Source organism: Micromonospora sp. NPDC052213 (assembly GCF_040679695.1).
Taxonomy (GTDB): Bacteria; Actinomycetota; Actinomycetes; order Mycobacteriales; family Micromonosporaceae; genus Micromonospora.
On the sequence record NZ_JBFAVI010000001.1, the window covers coordinates 54,212 to 73,250 of the forward strand.

Genomic DNA, 19,039 nt, shown 5'->3' on the forward strand with positions numbered 1-19,039 from the left:
GACGTCCCGGGTGTCCCAGACCCAGGCAGAAGCAGCGGTGATGCAGCAGACCGCCGCGAAGTTCGAGCAGGTGGACCAGTCCCTGCAATCCATGCTGAGCAGCCTGATGGCCCAGCTGGAGGTGTTGCAGCAGGCCTGGCGCGGCGCCGGCGGGCGCTCGTTCGAGCAGGTCAAGCAGCAGTGGGCACAGGACCAGGCGACGCTGCAGCGGGCGCTGCGGGAGACCGCCGGCGCCATCCGCACGGCCGGTCAGCAGTACGACGTCTCGGACAGCGAGGCCGCCAGCCGCGTGTCCACCACCAACCGCGGCGGCATCCAGCTGCCGCTCTGACCCGGTCTTCGGGGGAGGAGACATCCGATGGACCACGGTGTGCTGGTCGTCAACTTCGCCGCGTTGCAGCAGGCCAGCGCGGACATCCAACGGGCGCTGAACACGCTCGACTCGCAGCTCGGGCAGCTCGAACGCGACGCCGCCCCGCTCGTGGCGAGCTGGTCCGGCGAGGCCCGACAGGCGTACGAGCAGCGGCAGGGCCGCTGGCGCTCCGCATCGCAGGACCTGCAGGCCATGCTGCGTGACATCAAGCTCGCGGTCGACGACTCCGCGGCCGACTATCTCGACACGGAGAAGAAGAACGTCGGCCTGTTCCAGTGAGCCACGCCCGGCGGTGGCGCCGACCCTGACCCGGTCGGCGCCACCGTCGTTTCCGCTCGTGACTGGGCGACCGGGCGGAGAGCCGGACTCCTCGGCAGCACGCCGTCAGGCCGGACCGGCGGGCTGCCAGCGGCGGCGGGCCCCGCGCGGCACGACCAGCGCGAGCAGCGCCGCCACCGCGACCGCCGCTCCGCTGACCCCGGCCACCAGCAGCGCCCGGTCCCGGGCCGTCGCCCGGCGGGCCTGCTGCGCCACCAGCGCCGGATCGTCCCGGTCGTCGGCGAGCGCCGTGGCCGGGCGCGGCCGCTCCGGCGCCCCGCCGCCGGTCTCGGTGACCGCCCGGTACGGGTTCAGCACCCCCGCGCCGTACCCGCCCCCGCCGCCTCCGGGCGCCGGATCGGCGCTCGCCATGATCCGCTGCGCCACCTGCGCCGCGCTCAGCTCCGGCCGGTACTGCCGCAGCAACGCGGCCGTGGCCGCCACGAAGGGCGCCGCGTAGCTGGTCCCCTCGGCCCGGTGGTGCCCCTGGCCGGGGGCGGCCATCAGCACGTCGCTGCCCGGGGCGACCAGGTCGACGTACGCGCCGGTCTGGGAGAACGGGGAGCGGGCCCCGTCCGCCCCGATCGCGCCCACCCCGAGCACCCCGTCGTACGCGGCCGGGTAGGGCCGGGGGTCGCCGCTGTCGTGCAGGTTTCCGGCGGCGGCCACCACGACCACGTCCCGCTCGACCGCGTAGCCGACCGCAGCCCGCACCGCGGGGTTGTCCGCGTAGAGCACGACGGAGAGGTTGAGCACGTCGGCGTCGTGGTCGACCGCCCAGCGGATGGCCCGGGCGAAGTCCTCGGCGCTGACCGTACGCCCCGACTCCCGCCCCTCGACGACCTGCTGCTCGCTGACCCGTACCGGCAGGATCCGGGCGTCCGGGGCGAGCCCGTGGAACGCCACCCCGTCGCGGGGGCGGGCGGCGATGATGCTCGCCACGCCGGTGCCGTGACCGGCGCAGTCCCGGCTGCCGTCGCCGCCCGGGTCGAGCAGGTCGGTGCCGTCGAGGACCCGCCCGGCCAGCTGCGGGTGGCGGCGGTCCACCCCGGAGTCGACGACCGCCACCGTCACCCCGGCCCCGGTGGCCAACGGCGCGAGCCGCTCCGGGGCGTACCGCTGGTGGGGCCAGGGCGACGCGGACACCGGCCGGACCGGGGCGAGCGGGGACGGGCAGCCGGGGGCCGCCCACGCGGTGAGCGCGGCGGGCCCGGAACGGCCGACGGCGACCGGTTCCGGGGCGGCCCGGTCCGGCCGGGCGGCGGCGGCCGGGGCGGCCGGGACGGCGGTCAGCAGTGCCGTCGTCAGGGCTGCCAGGAGCGGGCGCGCGGGGGACCGGGACATCGACCGCCTCCGTATCGTGTCGACTCCGGGACGGGATGTTAGCGCCTCCGGCGCGACGGCGCGGACCACCGCCGGCCAGCCATTGTGATCTTGTTTCTACCTTGTAGGTTGTACGCGATGCCTATGGCCTGTTCGCGGGAGGAGGGGTGGCCGTGACCGACTGGGAGCCGGCCACCGACGCCGAAGCGGCGATGCGCGACGCGTTGCGCGCCAACGACCAGCAGCTCTACTTCCGCGTTCTGGCCCAGACCGAGCTGCTGCTGCCGGTCTCGGCCGAGGCGCTCGCCGGGAAGGCGCCGCTGGGCTGGGGCACCTGGACGACCGGCGGTCGTACCCACGTGCTGGCGTTCACCTCCGCCGCGGCCATGCGGGCCTGTCTCGGGGAGAACGCGGGCTCCGGCCGCCGCACCTCGTACGCCGACCTGGCTGCCGGCTGGCCCAACCACGAGTGGTGGCTGGCGGTGAACCCCGGCCTGCCCGTCGAGGGCTACCTGCCGGCCTGGTTCGTCTCCCAGCTCTCCCGCGGCGACGTCCGGCTGCCCGGCCGCACCCTCGGTGCGCGGGCCCGCCTGGAACGGGCGGAGACGGTCGCCCGGGTGCGGGCCCAGGCCACCGGTCGCGACCCGGCCGACGGGCCGGCGACCCGGCCGACCACCGGCAGCACGGGGCGGGCCGCCCTGGCCGGTGCCGCCCCGGCCAACGGCGCCCCGGCCGCCCGGCCCGAACCTCCGGCGGCGTCGACGGCCGGCCGGGTGCCGGGGCCCGCCCGACCCGGGCCGCCGGAGCCGCCCCGCGCCGCCGTCCCGCCCGCGTACCCGTCGAACCGGCCCGGCCCGCAGCAGGGTGACCCGGCGGCCGGCGACGCCGTGGCGGCTGTCGACCGGCCGGCGCCGTCCCGGTTCGTGCCGCTCGGCGACCGTGCGGAGGGCCGGCCGGTCCCGCCCCCGGCGCCGGCCTCGCCGACGAACGGTCGTCCCGCCGGCGAGACCCCGGAGCGGCCCAACCACCGGTCCTTCTTCGAGCCGGCGTCCGGCCGCGCGTCCGCGCAGCGGCAGGAGGCGCTGCGCTCCGGCGAACGGGCCGTACCGCCGTCCCGCCTCGCGCGCGGGGGCCAGCCGTTCCCCCGGCGCCGGCCGCTCGCCGAGCCGGTGCCGGAGGGCCCGACCCACCCGATCCCGATCGCCCCGGCCGACGGTGAGCCGACCCGGGCCTTCGCGGTGCCGGGCGGGGAGAGCACCCAGGTGCTGCCGCCGCGCCGGGCGGACCCGTCCGCCGAGGACGTCACCCGCGACCTTCGCGTTTCCGCCCCCGACCCCACACCGGCGTACGCCGCCCGCCGGCCGGACCCCGACGTGACGCAGGCCCTGCCGCGCCCCCGGCCCACGCCCGAGCCCGGTGCGGAGCAGGAGCCGCCCTCGGCCGCGGAGCCGGTCTCCGGGCCGCCCGCGCCCCGGCGCGGGTTCACGCCGATCGTCATCGAGGGCACGGTCATCGAGTCGCGGGACCTCGCGGGGCCGCCCGCCGCTGCCCCGGCGGAGCCCGTGTCGCTGTTCGAGCCGGTGCGGCGGCCCGCCCCGACCGCCCCGACCGCCCCCGCCGGCCCGGCATCCGCCGGCCCGACCGCCACGGCACCGGGCGGCCCGACCGCCACGGCACCGGGCGGCCCGACCGCCACGGCACCGGCCGGCCCGACCGTCACGGCGGCCGGTGCGGTCGGCCCCGCCGACCCCGTTGCCACCGGACCCGGCGCGGTCGACGCACCCGGGTCGGTGGAGACCGCAGCCGCACCGGTGGAGAGCGCCCCCGGCCTGTCCGACACCCCGTCCCGGCCGGCCGCCGCCGCGCCCGCGCCGCCCGACACCGCGCCCGGGCCGGCGGCGGCCCGCGTCGAGCCCGTGCCGGTCGACTTCCAGCCGGCCAACGAGGTCGAGGAGAACCTGCTCGACGCCGCCGGGAGCGGCAGCACCGACACGTTCCTGTCCACGCTGCTGCTGGCCCGGGTGCTGCTGCCGGTGGCCGCCGACTCCGCGCCGGGCAGCCGGCCCGGCGAGCCCGGCTTCGTCTGGCGTACGGAGGAGCTCGACGGCGACACGTTCGTGGTGGTGCACACCTCGCCGGAGCGGCTCGCGGAGCACGCCGACGCGGCGGCCGAGACCATCGAGGTCAAGTTCGTCCAGCTGATCCGGCGGTGGCCGGACGCCTCCTGGTCGTTCGCGGTCAACCCGGGCAGCCCGGTCGGGGCGAAGCTGCCCGGCGAGCAGATCCTCGCGCTGGCCAACTGGGCGGCGGAGGTGGGGCTCGGCGACGACGCCGGGACCGAGGGCGAGGCGGCGGCCCCCGTCGAGGAGCCGGTCAGCCGCCCCCGCTACGCGGCACCCGACCCGGCCCGGCCGATCGTGATGCAGAAGGCGGTCGCCCCCAGCCAGCTCGCCTACTACCTGGAGCGGGGCTACGACCGGGTCTCCGGTTTCGTGCACCGGGCCAACGAGCTGGCCCACCTGAACACCCCGGCGCAGCTGCACGACGCGCTCGGCCTCGGTCACCCCGACTCGCCGTTCGCGCGGGACGCCGAGGAGATCTACGTGCTGCGCTGGCCGGCGCACCGACCCAGCCTCTACCGGATCCCGTACGGCGGGCAGAGCGAGGCCGCCATGCGGGCCATGGAGGGCTGGGTCATCGAGCGCCCGCCGTTCCGGGGCAACGGCTTCGCCCCGGGCGAGGGCAGCGACGTGGTGGCGGAGTTCAAGGTGGACAGCGCCCGGCTGCCGCACGGCGCGCAGCTCTGGCGGATCGGCGCGGACGGCACGGAGCGGGTGGTCGCCATCCTCGACACCGACGCGCTGCTGTGGCGACAGGTCGGTGCGCAGTGATCCGGGACGGCTACGTGGCCCGCTGGCGCGGCCGGGAGTACCAGGCGAGCCCGGACGGCGACGACGTCCGGCTCTACCAGCCCGAGTCGGGCGAGGGCTTCGAGGAGGTACGCCCCGGCCGGTACGTGCGGGTGGTCCCGGCCACCGATGTCGACGACCTGGCGTACGTGCGGACGACCTGCACCTGGCAGGGGCAGCCGTTCATCGTCCTCGGCGAGCACGACGGCTGGCTGCGGGTGGAGTACACCGGCGGGCGCTGGCCCGTCGCCCGGGCGATGGGGCTGGAGGTCTTCGACTTCGGCGTCTACCAGGGCTGGGCGCCCGCCGCCGAGGTCGCCGACCTGCGCGAGCAGCGGGTCTGAGGCCCGCGCGGGCAGCGGGTCGGAGTCAGGACTTCGCCCAGCGCAGGATCTCGCCGAGCACCACCTCGGGGGCCTCCACGTGCGGGAAGTGCCCCACGCCGTCCAGGAGCCGCCACTCGTAGGGCGCCACCACGTATCGGCCTGAGCCCTGGGCGGTGCGCGGCAGGGACGCCTGGTCGAGCGCGCCGTGGAGTTGGAGCGTCGGGGTGGTCAGCGGCTTCTGCATCAGCCGGACGAAGCGGTAGCCGTGCAGGCGGAGCACCGAGCGGAAAGCCCAGCGGTAGCCCTCCAGCGCGCAGAACGCCGCCTGCGGGATCCGCATCGCCTCCCGGCACCGCCGGGCGTACGCCTCGAAGTCCGGCCCGTGGACCCAGCGCGGCCCGCCCCAGCGGCGCAGCATCTCCTCCACCGCCGCCGCGTCGTGCCGGGTGAGCACGTGTTCGTAGCGGGGCAGCTGGAACTTCAGGGTGGGCGTGGAGGCGGCGAACTGCCCGCGCGGGTCGGCGAAGATGGCGGCCCGGAGCCGGAGCGGGTGCGGGGCGCCGAGCACCACCAGCCGGCGGACGAGCGACGGGTGGAACGACGCCACGGTCCACCCGATCATGCCGCCGATGCCGGTGCCCACCACGGTCGCGGAGCGCTCGCCGAGGGCCCGGATCAGCCCGGCGATGTCGGCGGCCAGCGTGTAGCCGTCGTACCCCCGGGGCGGCTTGTCGCTGGCGCCGTAGCCGCGCAGGTCGACAGCGACGGCGCGGAACCCGGCGTCGGCGACCGCCGGCAGCATCTCGTGCCAGGCCCACCAGTGCTCGGGGAAGCCGTGCAGGAAGAGCACCATCGGCCCGGTGCCCGACTCGACGACGTGGAACCGGCTGCCGTTCGCGCCGACGAACCGGTGCGTCCACGGCCCCTCGCTGAGGACGCAGGACTCGTCGACGGGCCCGCCACGCTGCTCGGTCATGGCAGACAGCCTAGGACCCCGGTGCCGGCCGGCTCCGCCGCCGACCCCGGCCGGGTGGCCGGGATCGCCGACGATCGCGTGGGTGGCGGACAGCACGCCCGGCCGGACGCGCCATGCGCCACGCGGGTTCCCCCGCCGGTCGCCCCTCGCTGCCGGGTGCGGAACGGGCGATGCCCGGGCAGGTGGCCTGCCCGGGCATCGTGTGGTGCGGGTGGTGCGTGATCAGGCGATCAGGAGATGCGGATCTTGGTGTAGAGGCCGTCCTTCTCCAGGACCTTGATCTTGGTGCCGGTGGCCGGGAGCTTGACGCCGTGGTTCGGCAGCTCCGGGTACCAGTACTGCTTGGTGTCGTCGAACAGCGGCTGCGCGGCCTGGCCACGGATGTACTGCGGCTGGCTGTTGAGGTGCAGCGTGAACGAGTCGGCCTTCTTCAGGCTGAACGGCGCGTCGTAGACCTGGACGCGGGCCCGCCAGGGCTGCCCGGTCAGGTTGTAGATCGGCCGTGGGTGCGCGTCGATGATCAGGTTGCGACCCTCACCCGGGTGCGCGAACGTGTCGTTGTCCGCCCAGCGGGTGTTCCAGTAGGAGATCAGCAGACCCTCCTGGTACGCGTAGTGGTCCACGTAGTCCGGGCGGGTGTTCGCGTAGCCGAAGAAGTACGGGCCGGTCTTCAGGTACTTGTCGTACGAGATGTACTGCCGGGTGCCCGCGATGTAGTAGTTGTCGAACTCCCGGGTGTAGGTCTCCTCGGCGACCTCGAAGCCACCGGCGAGCGTCCAGCCGGCGGCGCCGGACTCGGCACCGTCGGAGAGGACGGTCTGACCGTCGGCGGTCACGGTGACGGCGTCACCGTAGAAGCCACCCTCGGAGACACCGCCGTCGGTCTGGTAGCGCAGCCGGAACTGCGCGACCTTGCCCGCCGCCGCGTCCATGGGGATGTTGATGTCGACCCACTCGCCGTTGCTGCTGCCGTCCAGGGCCGGACGTCCGGGCGAGATCTCCGGGAGGGGCTGGCCGTTGACCGTGCCCGGCAGCGCCGTCCAGGTCTGGCCGCCGTCGAGCGACGCCTCGAAGAACAGGTAGTCGTACCCGGCCTCGATGTCGTAGCGGCCCTTCATCGACAGCGACGCCGACGACTTCCCGGTGAAGTCCAGGGTCCGGGTCATCGTGCTGTTGAGGTCGTCCTCGTTGCCCGAGAAGAACTGCTTGGTGCCCTCGAACGGCTTGCCGTTGTCGAAGGTGTACTCCCGCTTCGGGAGCACCACCACGACGCCCTGGGCCTCGTCGGTGTTGTATTCCTGCGGGCCGAGCTTCAGGGTGCGCTGCTGCCCCGCGACGACCACCTCGTAGTCGAGCCAGCCGAGCTGGAGCTTGTTCCACGCGCCCAGGTCGCCGCCGCGGTCGCCGATGCCGGCGTCGTTCTTGGCGCCGAGCCGGCTCTGGGCCATCAGGGTCCAGTGCTCGTTGTTGTTGTCCCCACCACTGACGACGTTGTAGTCGTCCGGCAGACCGAGGTCGTGGCCGTACTCGTGGTAGAAGACGCTCCGGCCGCCGTTCTCGGGCTGGATCGTGTAGTCACCGATCCAGATGCCGGTGTTGCCGATCTGGGTGCCGCCGGCCGGGAAGTTGGCCGGGCCGGTCGAACCCTGGTCGGACGCGAAGGCGTACCAGCGGTGGCTCCAGATGGCGTCCTCGCCCTGGTACGGGTCACCGTCGGCCTCGTCGCCGCCGGAGTGGACGATCTGGAAGTGGTCGATGTAGCCGTCCGACTCGTTGAAGTTGCCGTCCGAGTCGTGGTCGTACCGGTCCCACTGGTCCATCGCCTTGACGTCCGCGGCGATCTGGGCGTCGGTGCGGCCGGCGGCCTTCTGGTCGGCGACCCACTGGTTGGCGGCGTCCCGGACCAGCGCCCACGTGTTGGTGCAGACGTTGTCCTCGCACGGGTAGCCGCCGGAGCGGCCGTAGCGCGCCTCGTTGTACCTGACCTTCACCCAGTCGGTGACCGTGCCGTCGACGCTGTAGCGGCCCGAGGACTGCGCCTCGTAGTACTGCTTCAGCGACTCGTCACCCGGGTTGGTGCCGAAGTAGAGCTTGCGGTAGTGGTCGGCGTTGTAGTCCGCCTGCCACACGGTGGAGTTGTCCACCGCCCGGTTGGGGGCGGGGATCTCGTTGTGCAGCGGCCCGTCGAACCGGGTCGGCCCTGGCGTGGTCGGGTCGGTGTCCTGGTCCGGGTAGCTCGGGTGCCGCTCGTTGCCGAACTCGGCGAGGATGACGAAGATCCGGTCGGTCTGCTCGCGGGCGAGCTCGACGTACTGGTCCTCCATCTGGCTGGCGGCGCCGGCCCGGGTCGAGCGGGCGGTGGCCCCCTCGGCCTGGGTCTTGCCGACCTTGACGACCGTGCTGCCGTTGATCTTCTGCGCCTTGGCCCGGCCGGAGAGGACGTCGCTCAGGCCCTCCTGGCGCAGGGCGCGACGCTTGTCCTCCAGCGGGTTCGGCAGGTCGTGGTCGACATGGGCTGGCTCGGTGACCGACGGAGCGGCCGTCGGCAACTTCGGCTGCGGCGCGGCGCTGGCGGATGTGCCGACCGCCAGTCCCGTCGCCGTCAGCGAAAGCCCGAGCAGACCCACTGCGACTTTGCGCACGTGGTACCTCCGGTGTGAGGGAACCGGCCCAACGGGGGTACGGGCCGGTGGAGATCGATCCCACTAGTGGGACCAATGGTGAACATAGACACTCATGTGACCCCTGGGAAGATGCGCACGTCTATTTGTTGCAAAGTTTTGTTGGGAATGCTCTTCACCGTCACACCCCGGCCGTTCATCAACCGTCATGAGCAGGGCATAGGGTCCCCGATGGGGCGGAAGAGATCGTTCTCGATCGGACCGGGTCACGTACGCGAAAAGTGGGGCCGGTGGCGTCACCGCCACCGGCCCCACGGGTAACCCGATTGTCAGTTGCTGACCTTCACGACCATGTCGTCGGTCGGGTTGGTGCCCTGCTGCAGGATCTCGATCCGGGTGCCGGAACCGGCCAGCTTCACCGAGTTCCACGGGTTGCCGGACGTCCAGTACTTGTTCGCCCCGCTGTCGAAGAACACCGGGTTCGGGTCGAGCGCCGGGAGCGTGACCGGGACACCGTTGAGGTGGAAGGTCTGCGCCGGCTTGGCGTACAGGCTGAACGTGGCGTCGAAGCCGTTGCGGCGGTTGGTGATGGTGCCCTGACCACCGACGTTGATCTTGTTCGGCCGGACGTCCACCGGGAGGTTCAGGCCGTAGCCCGGGTGCTCCGAGGTGTTGTTGTCGCCGTACGCGTAGTTCACGTACCAGACCAGCATGCCGGGCTGGACCGAGAACCGCTCCACCCAGTTCGGGCGGGTGTTGTTGAACCCGTAGTTGTACCCGCCGGTCCGCAGGGTGTCGTCGTAGCCGAAGTAGGACCGGTTCTCCGCGATGTAGAAGCGGGGGTACGTGTCGGTCACCGAGCCGCCCATCCGGGTGAAGCCCCTGGCGGTCCACTCGGCGGCCAGCGTCTCGGCGTCGTCGGTCCAGGCGACGGTGCCGCCCTTGACCAGCGACACGTTGTCCAGGAACGCGCCGGCGAGGTGCACGCCGCCGTCGGTCTGGTAGCGGTAGCGGAACTGCACGGTCTGCCCGGCGTACGCGGACAGGTCGTAGGCCAGGTCCACCCAGGCGCCGCTGGTCGAGCCGTCGACCCCGGTCTCACCGGCGTCGATCGACGAGTTGCCCAGCGGGGTCCAGGTGGAGCCACCGTTGGTCGACACCTCGGCGTAGAGGTAGTCGTAGTCCTCTTCGATGTCGTACCAGGCCTTCGCGGTGATCGACGCGGACGTCGCACCGGTCAGGTCGAGCTGGCGGGTCAGCGTGGTGTTCAGGTCGTCCGCGCTGCCGCCCCACCACTCGTACGACCCGCCGAACGGCGTGTTGTAGCTGGTGGTCTGGGTCTGCGCCGGCAGGTTGACGACGACGGCCTGGGCCTTCGGCCCGTCGCTGTCGCCGGCCGGGCCGAGCGTGACCCGGGTGGTGCCGCTGTTCTCCTCGACGACCGAGTAGTTCAGCCAGCCCAGGAACAGCTTCGACCACGGGTCCATGTAGCCCGGGGTCGACCCGATGTCGTCCGTGCCGTGGCTCAGCCACGAACCGGAGGACATCAGGCTCCAGAAGCCCACGCCGTTGTCGCCGCCGGCGGTGTCGTAGAGGTCCGGCAGACCGAGGTCGTGGCCGTACTCGTGGGCGAACACGCCCAGACCGCCGTTCTCCGGCTCCGTGGTGTAGTCCCGGATCCACATGCCGGTGTCGCCGATCTGGACACCACCGGCCTTGTTCTCGCCCGGACCGGCGCTGCCGGCCAGGTTCGGGAACGCCGCCCAGCGGTGCGACCAGATGGCGTCCTCGCCCTGGGCGCCGCCGCCGGCCTCCTCGCCCTCGCCCGCGTGCACCGCCTGGAAGTGGTCGATGTAGCCGTCGGGCTCGTTGAAGTCGCCGTCGCCGTCGAAGTCGTACCGGTCCCAGATGTCGAACTGGGCCAGGTACTGCTTGATCTGCTCCGGGGTCTTGCCGGCCGCGACCTGGGACTCGTACCAGGCCGTCGCGGTGTCCTTGACGAAGTTCCAGTACCCGTCGGCCTCGGAGATGGCGTTGCTGCCGTACCGGGCCTCGTTGTACGGAACCTTGACCCAGTCGCTGACGTCGCCGTTGACGGTGTAGCGCCCGCCGGACTGCTTCAGGTAGAAGTCCCGCATCGACTCACCCGGACCGAACATCATGTCCTGGTAGTGCGCACGGTTGAAGTCCGGCCGCCACAGCGTGCTGTTGTCGTCGGTCGAGCCGCCGTCCCAGTTGCGGTCCGGCTCGGCGATCTGGTTGCGCACCGGGCCGGCAGCTCCACCGGTCCGGGGGTCGGTCTGGTCGCCGAACTCGACCAGCATCGTGAAGATGGGGTCGGTCTTCGGGGCCTGCTGGTACTCCACGAACAGGTCGTCCTTGACCTGGATGACCTTCGAGCCGTTGCGCGTGGAAAGCTTGGCCTTGCCGGAGAGCAGGTCGGCGATGGCCTTCTTCCGGAGCTCCCGCTGCTGATCCGCCTTCGGATCGGGGAGGTTGTCCCTGCGGTGCTTCGCCTTGTCGGAACCGGGGGCCGGGTCCGCGGCCGGTGCGCCGGAGGCCGGCGCCGACACGACTCCCGCCGCCAGCAGCGCGGCCGTGGCAGAGGCCAGACCGGCTGTGACTCGTCTCCTCAAAGGTCCTCCTCCTTTGTGGATCTGTTACATGACGAGCGCGGCCGAGGCCGCGACTGTCATGTGATGCGCCACTCACCCTGGCAGAGGGGGCGCGCGCTTGTCACGGGTCAAATACCTGGTGGGCACGCGTCCGCCGACCTGCATATGCGCATAAATGCCGACCAAAGGGCGCGTTGAACCGACATCGGTTCACGTTACGTTTTGGCCACGATCACCTTGGGTGACCGTAGTTATGAAGTCCCCATCGGGGGAGCGCCCGGGGGCCGGAAATCGTCACAGAGGCTCTCAACGATGGTGCCGGCCAGGTCCGGGTGGCGGCCGGTCGGCGCGGAACGCGGACCACACGACGAGCGGGGCCCGCCCGGAGCAGTGTGCTCCGGACGGGCCCCGCCGTGTGTCCCGTCGACCGACCCTCGGGTCAGTTCGTCGCCGGGGTGACGTACACCGTGGCGTACGAGTTGTCCTTCGCGGTCTGCTTGATGGTGATGGTGACGCCGTAGGCCACGCCCTGGTCACCGGGGTTGCCGGTGCCCAGCACGATGGCGCCGCCGCCCAGCGTGACCCCGTAGTAGGCCGGCGCCGGCGTACCGTCCGGGTTGGTGACCCGGGTCGTGTACGGCGCGTTGCCCTTCGACGGGATGACGACCGAGGCGTCGCTGTCCCGGGCGTACGCCGAGCCGTCGCGGATCTCGATGCCCGGGTACCAGCCCTTGGCGTCCGTGAAGGCCGGCACCGCCGGCTGCGCGGGGAAGTTCGTGCAGTACTCGCTGTACGGCTCGTCCGCCGCCTCCAGGCACTCCCGGAAGGGGTACGTGGGGTTGAGCGAGAAGGCCGCGTTGGCGGACTGCGGCCGGCTGGGCAGGTTGTCCAGCACCGACGGGTCCTTGACGGCCGCCTCGCCCGTGCGGCGGAACGGGTCGAAGTGCGAGTCGACGATCAGCAGACCACCCTTGGCGCCGTAGCTCGGCAGCGAGGTCAGCTGTCCGGTGACGTGGTTGACGTCGCCGAGCGCGGTGTCCCGGTACCAGACCAGCATGCCCGGGGCGTTGTAGGAGACCTTGTCGACCTTCCACGCCTCGTGCGAGTACACCGTGTCGTAGGTGTACTTCAGGCCGTTGTCGAAGCCGTCGAAGTTGCGCCACTCCGCCAGGTAGTAGTGCGCCTGGGTCGAGGTGCCGCTGTCGATGCGCCAGCCCGCGCCGTTGGTGTCGACGAAGGTGCCGCCGGTCGCGGTCCAGCCGTTGGTGCCGCTCTCGACGTCGTCGCTCCAGGTGGTGGCGCCGCCGCCGGTCACCGAGAAGTCGTCGGCGAACCAGCCGCGCTCCACGAACGCCTCGTCGGTGGCGTAGCGGAGCCGGACCTGCACGGTCTGCCCGGCGAACGCCGACAGGTCGACGTAGTCGTGCCGCCAGCCGTTGGTGCTGCCGGTGAGGCCGTACTTCTTGTTGCCGAAGTCCACCATCCGGCCGTTCGGGTCGGCGTAGCCGTCGTTGGTGGTGACGAGCTTGCCGGTCGAGTCGTAGACCTTCTGCTCGGCCCAGGTGGCGCCGCCGTCGGTCGAGACCTCGAGGAAGCCGTAGTCCCAGTCGGCCTCGATGACGAAGTTGTTCCACATCCAGAACTTCGCGTCGGCCGCCGCCGGCACGGCCACCTGGCGGGCGATCTTGACATCCGCCCAGTCCTGGTCGGCGCCGGTGTACCACATCTTCTCGCCGCTGTGCGGCGTGGCCAGGGTGATCACCTTGTTCGGCAGGTCGATCTTGATGCCGTCCTTGGTGCCGACCGGGGTCCGCGAGGTCTGACCCAGCTGCACGGAGCGCGGGTCGGTGCCGGGCGCGAGGGTCAGCGGGTCGGCCCAGCCGAGCACCCACTTGTCCCACAGGCCCATGTGCGTCGGCAGCGCCTGGAAGATCTCACCCGAGTGCGAGCCCGAGGCCATCAGGTCCCAGAAGTCGACGTCCGAGTCGGCGTTGCCCGAGGTGTCGTAGAGGTCCGGCAGGCCCAGGTCGTGGCCGAACTCGTGGGCGAAGACGCCGACGCCGGCGTCCTCCGGCTGCACGATGTAGTTCGACACCTGGAGGTTGGTGCCGGGGATGGTGTAGCCGCCGGCGATCGACGACGAGTGCGCCCAGACGGCGTAGATGCCCTCGGCGCCGCCGCCACGGGACTTGCCCTGGCCGGCGTGCACCAGCACCAGGTGGTCGATCACGCCGTCCGGCTCGAAGACGTTGCCGTCACCGTCGCGGTCGCCCTGGTCCTCGATGTCGTAGTCGGCCCACGGGAAGTTCGGGTCCATCTGCGCGAGGGTGGCGATCGCGTCGGTGGCCAGCCGGCCCGCGCCCTGCGGGTTGTCCGGGTGCCCGTTCATCGCCTGCTCGCGGCCGGCGACCCAGTTGCCGTTCTCGTCCTGGAAGCAGCGGGAGGCCGCGTACCAGCCCTCGGAGTGCGGCACCTTGATCCACGGGCTGGCCTGCCCGTCGACCGTGTACGCGCCCTTGGACATCTCCAGGTACATGTTGTGCATGGTCCGGCCGGCCAGGCTGATGCCCGGCTTGCCGTCCGGCCCGGTCAGGTCCGGGCGGACCCGCTCGGTGATGCCCTCCTTGGTGTAGAGCATCTTGTCGTAGTGCGCGGGTGAGAAGTCCGGCACCCACATCGAGTTGTTGTCCTCGCGCGGCAGGGACGCCGGGTTGGGGATGTTGTTGTGCAGGGGTCCGTTCTGGACGGTGCCGGGGACACAGCTCCGGTCCTCGAAGACCGTCTTGGGGACCATGACGTCGGTGAAGTCGTCGTTGGCCTGGTCGTTGAACTCCACCAGCAGGGTGAGCAGCTTCGCCGTCTGGGTGCCCTCGGCCTGCTTGATCTGCCGCGGGCTCTTGCCCGTCTTGATCGCCTCGGCCTCGGTCCTGGCGAGTTCCCGTGCCGTGACCGGGTTGCCGCGGGCGAACTTGCGGTCGTAGGCCCGCGCCTTCTCGACCGCCGGGGCGTAGACACCACCCTTGCCCTTGACCTCGCGGCCGGTGCTGTCCGGCTGGACGGCCGGCTCGGAGTAGTTGATGTAGTACTCGTCCGCCCCGATGACGGCTCGGGCGGGGCCGGACTCTGCCGCCGCCGAGCTGCCAGTCACGGTCAGTGACGTGGCCGCCAGGGCGATGGCGGGCAGCGCGACGAGTAGGCGTCGACGCGACCCAGGTTGCGGATTTCTGTTCATGCCGCTCCATTTCTCGGGCATGGGGAGGGAGGAAGCCGGCCGGCCTCCCATCGATGTGACGTCCATCGAACCGACTCGGCCTGCGTGAACCTAAATCAGAAATCAGGCGAAGGACAGGGGTCCGCGCCTGCCTGTGTCCGTTCAGCTTCTCCCGGTTCCCCCGACTGACTGATGTGACAGGGCGCATCCGGTCCGTCGTGTACCCGTAAGAAATGACGATGGGTGACGGTCCGCGCGGGACCGCCACCCATCGGGTCGTACGCCTGCCGTCAGTCCTCGTCGGACTTGCCGCCGCCCATGCCGGACGAGATCAGGTCCATCACGGACGAATCCTGGAGCGTGGTGACGTCGCCGAGCGACCGGTTCTCGGCCACGTCCCGCAGCAGGCGGCGCATGATCTTGCCGGAGCGGGTCTTCGGCAGCTCCGGCACCAGCATGATCTGCCGCGGCTTGGCGATCGGGCCGAGGGTCTTCGCCACGTGGTTGCGCAGGTCGGCGATGAGCTTCTCGCCCGCCTCGCCGGAGGTGTCCGTGGCGCCGCGCGGGATGGCGAACGCGACGATGGCCTGCCCGGTGGTCGGGTCGGTCGCGCCGACCACCGCCGCCTCGGCCACCGACGGGTGCGAGACCAGCGCCGACTCGACCTCGGTGGTGGAGATGTTGTGCCCGGACACCAGCATCACGTCGTCGACCCGGCCGAGCAGCCAGATGTGCCCGTCGTCGTCCCGCTTCGCGCCGTCCCCGGCGAAGTACATGCCCTCGAACCGCGACCAGTACGTCTCGATGAACCGGTTGTCGTCGCCCCAGATGGTGCGCAGCATCGACGGCCACGGCTCGCGCAGCACCAGGTAGCCACCGCCGCCGTTCGGCACCGACTGGCCCTGGTCGTCCACCACGTCGGCGCTGATCCCCGGCAGCGGCGTCATCGCGGAGCCGGGCTTGGCCTCCGTCACGCCCGGCAGCGGCGAGATCATGACGGACCCGGTCTCGGTCTGCCACCAGGTGTCCACGATGGGCAGCTCACCGTGGCCGACGTGCTGCCTGTACCACATCCACGCCTCGGGGTTGATCGGCTCGCCCACGCTGCCGAGCAGCCGCAGCGAGGAGAGGTCGTAGCCGGCGGGGATGTCCTCGCCCCACTTCATCATCGTGCGGATCAGGGTCGGGGCGGTGTAGAGGATGCTGACCTTGTACTTGTCGACGATCTCCCAGAACCGGCCCTTGTGCGGGGTGTCCGGGGTGCCCTCGTACATCACCTGCGTGGCGCCGTTGGAGAGCGGGCCGTAGACGATGTAGGAGTGCCCGGTGACCCAGCCGATGTCGGCGGTGCACCAGTAGACGTCCGTCTCCGGCTTGAGGTCGAAGACCGCGTGCGTCGTGTACGCCGTCTGGGTGAGGTAGCCGCCGGTGGTGTGCAGGATGCCCTTCGGGCGGGCCGTGGTGCCGCTGGTGTAGAGGATGAACAGCGGGTGCTCGGCGTCGAACGGCTGCGCGGCGTGCTCGGCCGGGGCGGTCTCCACCGTCTCGTGCCACCAGTGGTCCTTGGCCGACCAGGCGACCTCCTCGCCGGTGCGCCGCACGACCAGCACGTGCTCGATCGACGGGCAGTTGGCCACCGCCTCGTCCACCGTCGGCTTCAGCGCGGACGGCTTGCCCCGGCGGAAGCCGCCGTCGGCGGTGATCACCACCTTGGCGCTGGCGTCCTGGATCCGGTTGGTCAGCGCGTCGGTGGAGAAGCCGCCGAAGACCACGCTGTGCGTCGCGCCGATGCGGGCACAGGCCAGCATCGCGACCGCCGCCTCCGGGATCATCGGCAGGTAGATCGCCACCCGGTCGCCCGCGGTGACGCCCAGGTCGGTCAGCGCGTTCGCCGCCTGGCAGGTCAGCTTGTGCAGGTCGGCGTACGTGATGGTGCGGGTGTCGCCCGGCTCGCCCTCCCAGTGGATGGCGACCCTGTCGCCCAGCCCGGCCTCGACGTGCCGGTCCAGGCAGTTGTACGCCACGTTGAGCTGCCCGCCGACGAACCACTTCGCGAACGGCGGCTTCGACCAGTCGAGCACCTGGTCCCACTGCCGCGCCCACGTCAGCCGCCCGGCCTGCCGCTCCCAGAACGCCAGCCGGTCGGCGTCGGCCTCCGCGTACGCGTCTGCGGTGACGTTGGCGTTCGCGGCGAGTTCGGCCGGCGGCGGGAACTGGCGTGTCTCGTTCAACAGATTGGCCAATGCCTCGCTCATGCCGTGCTCCCTCGTCGTTCGGGGTGACCTGCGTCTCCCGCACGAGGTTAGTCGGGACACCCCGTCGCCTGACTGCCGGTCCGGCCAACTCGCGCCGAGCGGCCCCCGCCGCGCGCCGGACGGCCACCCGGACGCCAAAAGGGGCACCGCGTCGGCACCTTCCGTCGAGGAAGGGCCCCTTGCCACCACAATCGAGGGGTGGCGGCGGTCGCTCCCCGGCGGCTCGTCGGCGGGTCGCGTCGCACAGTCGATAGCGTGACGGGGTGACCGCTGACCCACTCGCCCCGCTGCTCGCGCTCGCCGACATCGCTCCCGCCGTCGAGCGGGCCCGCGAGCGCTTCGACCAGGCGCTCGGGCACCGCGCGCTGCGCCGGCACGGCGGCCAGGTCGCGGCCGAGGTCAGCCTCCGGTCCGCGGTCGCCAGCGCCGCCCTCGAGGGGTACGCCCACGAGCGCGAGGCCGTCCGTGCCGGAACCGTGACCGAGCCGGTGGTCCAGGGCGCGCTGCGGGTCGCCGGGGCGCTGCCCGGGCTGAGCGAGCTCTGGCCGAAGGCGCCCCGGCAGGCGCTGGCCAGGCTGCACGTGCTCGCCGCCCGGGACGTGGTGACCGAGGCCGAACTGGGCCGGCCCGTGGCCGACCCGGTGGTCGCCGCGCGGCTGGACGGGCTGGCCGGGCTCGTCGCCGGCGGCACGAAGGTCTCCCCGCTGGTGCTGGCCGCCGTCGTGCACGGTGAGCTGCTGAACCTGCGCCCCTTCGCCGGGCCGTCCGGGGTGGTGGCCCGCGGCGCCGCCCGGCTGGTGCTGCTGTCCAGCGGGCTCGACCCGCGCGGCCTGCTCGCCGTCGACGTCGGCCACCGCGAGCGCGAGCCCGAGTACGTCGGCTCGGCCGGCGCGTTCGCCACCGGCACCCCGGACGGCCTGCGGTCCTGGCTGCGGCACTACATGTCGGCCGTGGAGGTCGGCGCCGACCAGCTCACCACGATCGGCGACGAGATCCTCGCCGCCGCCTGACCCGCCCGCCGAGCCTGGATCCCTCGGCACCTGGGTCGCTTCGGTCCGGCTCGCTTTCGGTCCGGGTCGCTTCGGTCCGGGTCGCTTTCGGTCCGGGTCGCTTCGGTCCGGGTCGCTCTCGGTCCGGGTCGCTTCGGCCCGGATCCGGTCAGGCGGGAGCGGGGGTGGCGCGGGTACGGCGGTGACGGCCGTACCAGGCGATGCCGATGGCCACGCCGACGCCCACGCCCAGCGCCGCCGCGGCGACCGGGACGGCCGGGCGCTCCCGCAGCCGCCGGCCCAGCGGAATCGGGTGCCGGAACTCCAGCACCGGCCAGGAGTTCTCGACCGCGAGCCTGCGCAGCTGCCGGTCCGGGTTGACCACCGAGGGGTGGCCGACGCACTCCAGCAGTGGCCGGTCGCTGTACGAGTCGGAGTAGGCGTACGAGTCGGCCAGGTCGTACCCGCGGCGGACGGCCAGCTCGCTGACCGCCTCGACCTTGCTCGGCCCGGCCGCGTAGAACTCGACCTCGCCGCTGTAGCGGCCGTCCACCACGCCCATCCGGGTGGCGATCACGTCGGTGACCCCTAGCAGCGCGCCGATCGGCCGGACCATCTCCTCGCCGGAGGCGGAGACCAGCACGACGTCCCGGCCGGCAGCCTGGTGCTCCTCGATCAGGGCGGCGGCCTCGGCGTACACGTAGGGATTGATCAGCTCGTGCAGCGTCTCCGCGACGATCTGGCGGACCTGCTCCACCTGCCAGCCCTTGCAGAGCGTGGCGAGATAGTCCCGGGTCTTGGCCATGGTCTGCTCGTCGGTGCCGCCCAGCCGGAACATCAGCTGCGCGTACGCCGACTTGACCACGTCACGCCGGGTGATCAGGCCGTCCCGGTAGAACGGCCGACCGAACGCCAGGGCGCTCGACTTGGCGATGACGGTCTTGTCCAGATCGAAGAAAGCGGCACTTCGGCCCACGGCGCGCAAGTCTAGCCGGATGGTCTATGGTCGGCGGGTGCCCGGGGTCCGATGACCCCTCGGACTTGCGGGCAGACCCCATCGCCCTCGCTCATCGTGACGTCCGTCACACTCTGCGAAGTTTAATTTGCAGGGAGTGGAGGTGAC

The 19,039-nt window shown here is 72.1% G+C and carries 12 protein-coding genes; 5 read left to right on the forward strand and 7 right to left on the reverse strand.

The genetic code is table 11. The annotated features are described in order from the left end of the window. Positions 1–10 precede the first annotated feature (10 nt). Together AB0L34_RS00260 and AB0L34_RS00265 are read left to right on the forward strand one after the other, a co-directional pair. A complete protein-coding gene (locus AB0L34_RS00260) occupies positions 11–331 on the forward strand; it encodes a WXG100 family type VII secretion target (RefSeq protein WP_350701843.1) in 321 nt (106 codons plus the stop codon). A 27-nt stretch (positions 332–358) separates the two neighbouring features. Beyond that, on the forward strand, positions 359–652 hold the full coding sequence (locus tag AB0L34_RS00265) for a WXG100 family type VII secretion target (protein WP_350701842.1): 294 nt from the start codon (positions 359–361) through the stop codon (positions 650–652). Positions 653–757: 105 nt separating this feature from the next. On the opposite strand, the gene mycP is transcribed toward AB0L34_RS00265, so the two are convergent. Continuing rightward, on the reverse strand, positions 758–2,035 hold the full coding sequence (mycP, locus tag AB0L34_RS00270; protein WP_363700599.1) for a type VII secretion-associated serine protease mycosin: 1,278 nt from the start codon (positions 2,033–2,035) through the stop codon (positions 758–760). A gap of 152 nt (positions 2,036–2,187) precedes the next feature. Here mycP and AB0L34_RS00275 point away from each other — a divergent pair, with 152 nt between their 5' ends. Together AB0L34_RS00275 and AB0L34_RS00280 are read left to right on the forward strand one after the other, a co-directional pair. After that, on the forward strand, positions 2,188–4,905 hold the full coding sequence (locus tag AB0L34_RS00275) for an SseB family protein (RefSeq protein WP_363700601.1): 2,718 nt from the start codon (positions 2,188–2,190) through the stop codon (positions 4,903–4,905). Continuing rightward, positions 4,902–5,267: a hypothetical protein gene (locus AB0L34_RS00280; RefSeq protein WP_363700603.1), complete on the forward strand. Its 366-nt coding sequence runs from the start codon at positions 4,902–4,904 to the stop codon at positions 5,265–5,267. Before AB0L34_RS00275 ends, AB0L34_RS00280 begins: the two co-directional genes overlap by 4 nt. Positions 5,268–5,292: 25 nt before the next feature. Here the strand turns inward: AB0L34_RS00280 and AB0L34_RS00285 are convergent, their stop codons facing one another. The 5 genes from AB0L34_RS00285 to acs all read right to left on the reverse strand — a co-directional run bounded on the left by AB0L34_RS00285 (position 5,293) and on the right by acs (position 16,927). After that, on the reverse strand, positions 5,293–6,225 hold the full coding sequence (locus AB0L34_RS00285) for an alpha/beta hydrolase (protein ID WP_363700605.1): 933 nt from the start codon (positions 6,223–6,225) through the stop codon (positions 5,293–5,295). Positions 6,226–6,455: 230 nt separating this feature from the next. Next, complete coding sequence (locus tag AB0L34_RS00290; RefSeq protein ID WP_363700727.1) at positions 6,456–8,852, reverse strand: immune inhibitor A domain-containing protein; 2,397 nt, start codon at positions 8,850–8,852, stop codon at positions 6,456–6,458. Positions 8,853–9,175: 323 nt separating this feature from the next. Beyond that, complete coding sequence (locus tag AB0L34_RS00295) at positions 9,176–11,482, reverse strand: immune inhibitor A domain-containing protein (protein ID WP_363700607.1); 2,307 nt, start codon at positions 11,480–11,482, stop codon at positions 9,176–9,178. Positions 11,483–11,900: 418 nt separating this feature from the next. After that, positions 11,901–14,693 (reverse strand): immune inhibitor A domain-containing protein, encoded by a 2,793-nt coding sequence (locus AB0L34_RS00300; RefSeq protein ID WP_363700609.1) that lies wholly within the window; start codon positions 14,691–14,693, stop codon positions 11,901–11,903. Positions 14,694–14,962: 269 nt separating this feature from the next. Further along, entirely contained in the window at positions 14,963–16,927 is a 1,965-nt protein-coding gene (acs, locus tag AB0L34_RS00305; RefSeq protein WP_363700611.1) for an acetate--CoA ligase, read from the reverse strand. 263 nt (positions 16,928–17,190) lie between these two features. Between acs and AB0L34_RS00310 the strand changes: the two genes are divergently transcribed. Then, complete coding sequence (locus tag AB0L34_RS00310; protein WP_363700613.1) at positions 17,191–17,937, forward strand: oxidoreductase; 747 nt, start codon at positions 17,191–17,193, stop codon at positions 17,935–17,937. A gap of 148 nt (positions 17,938–18,085) precedes the next feature. Here the strand turns inward: AB0L34_RS00310 and AB0L34_RS00315 are convergent, their stop codons facing one another. Beyond that, positions 18,086–18,901 (reverse strand): HAD-IB family hydrolase, encoded by an 816-nt coding sequence (locus tag AB0L34_RS00315; RefSeq protein WP_363700615.1) that lies wholly within the window; start codon positions 18,899–18,901, stop codon positions 18,086–18,088. Positions 18,902–19,039: the final 138 nt, after the last annotated feature.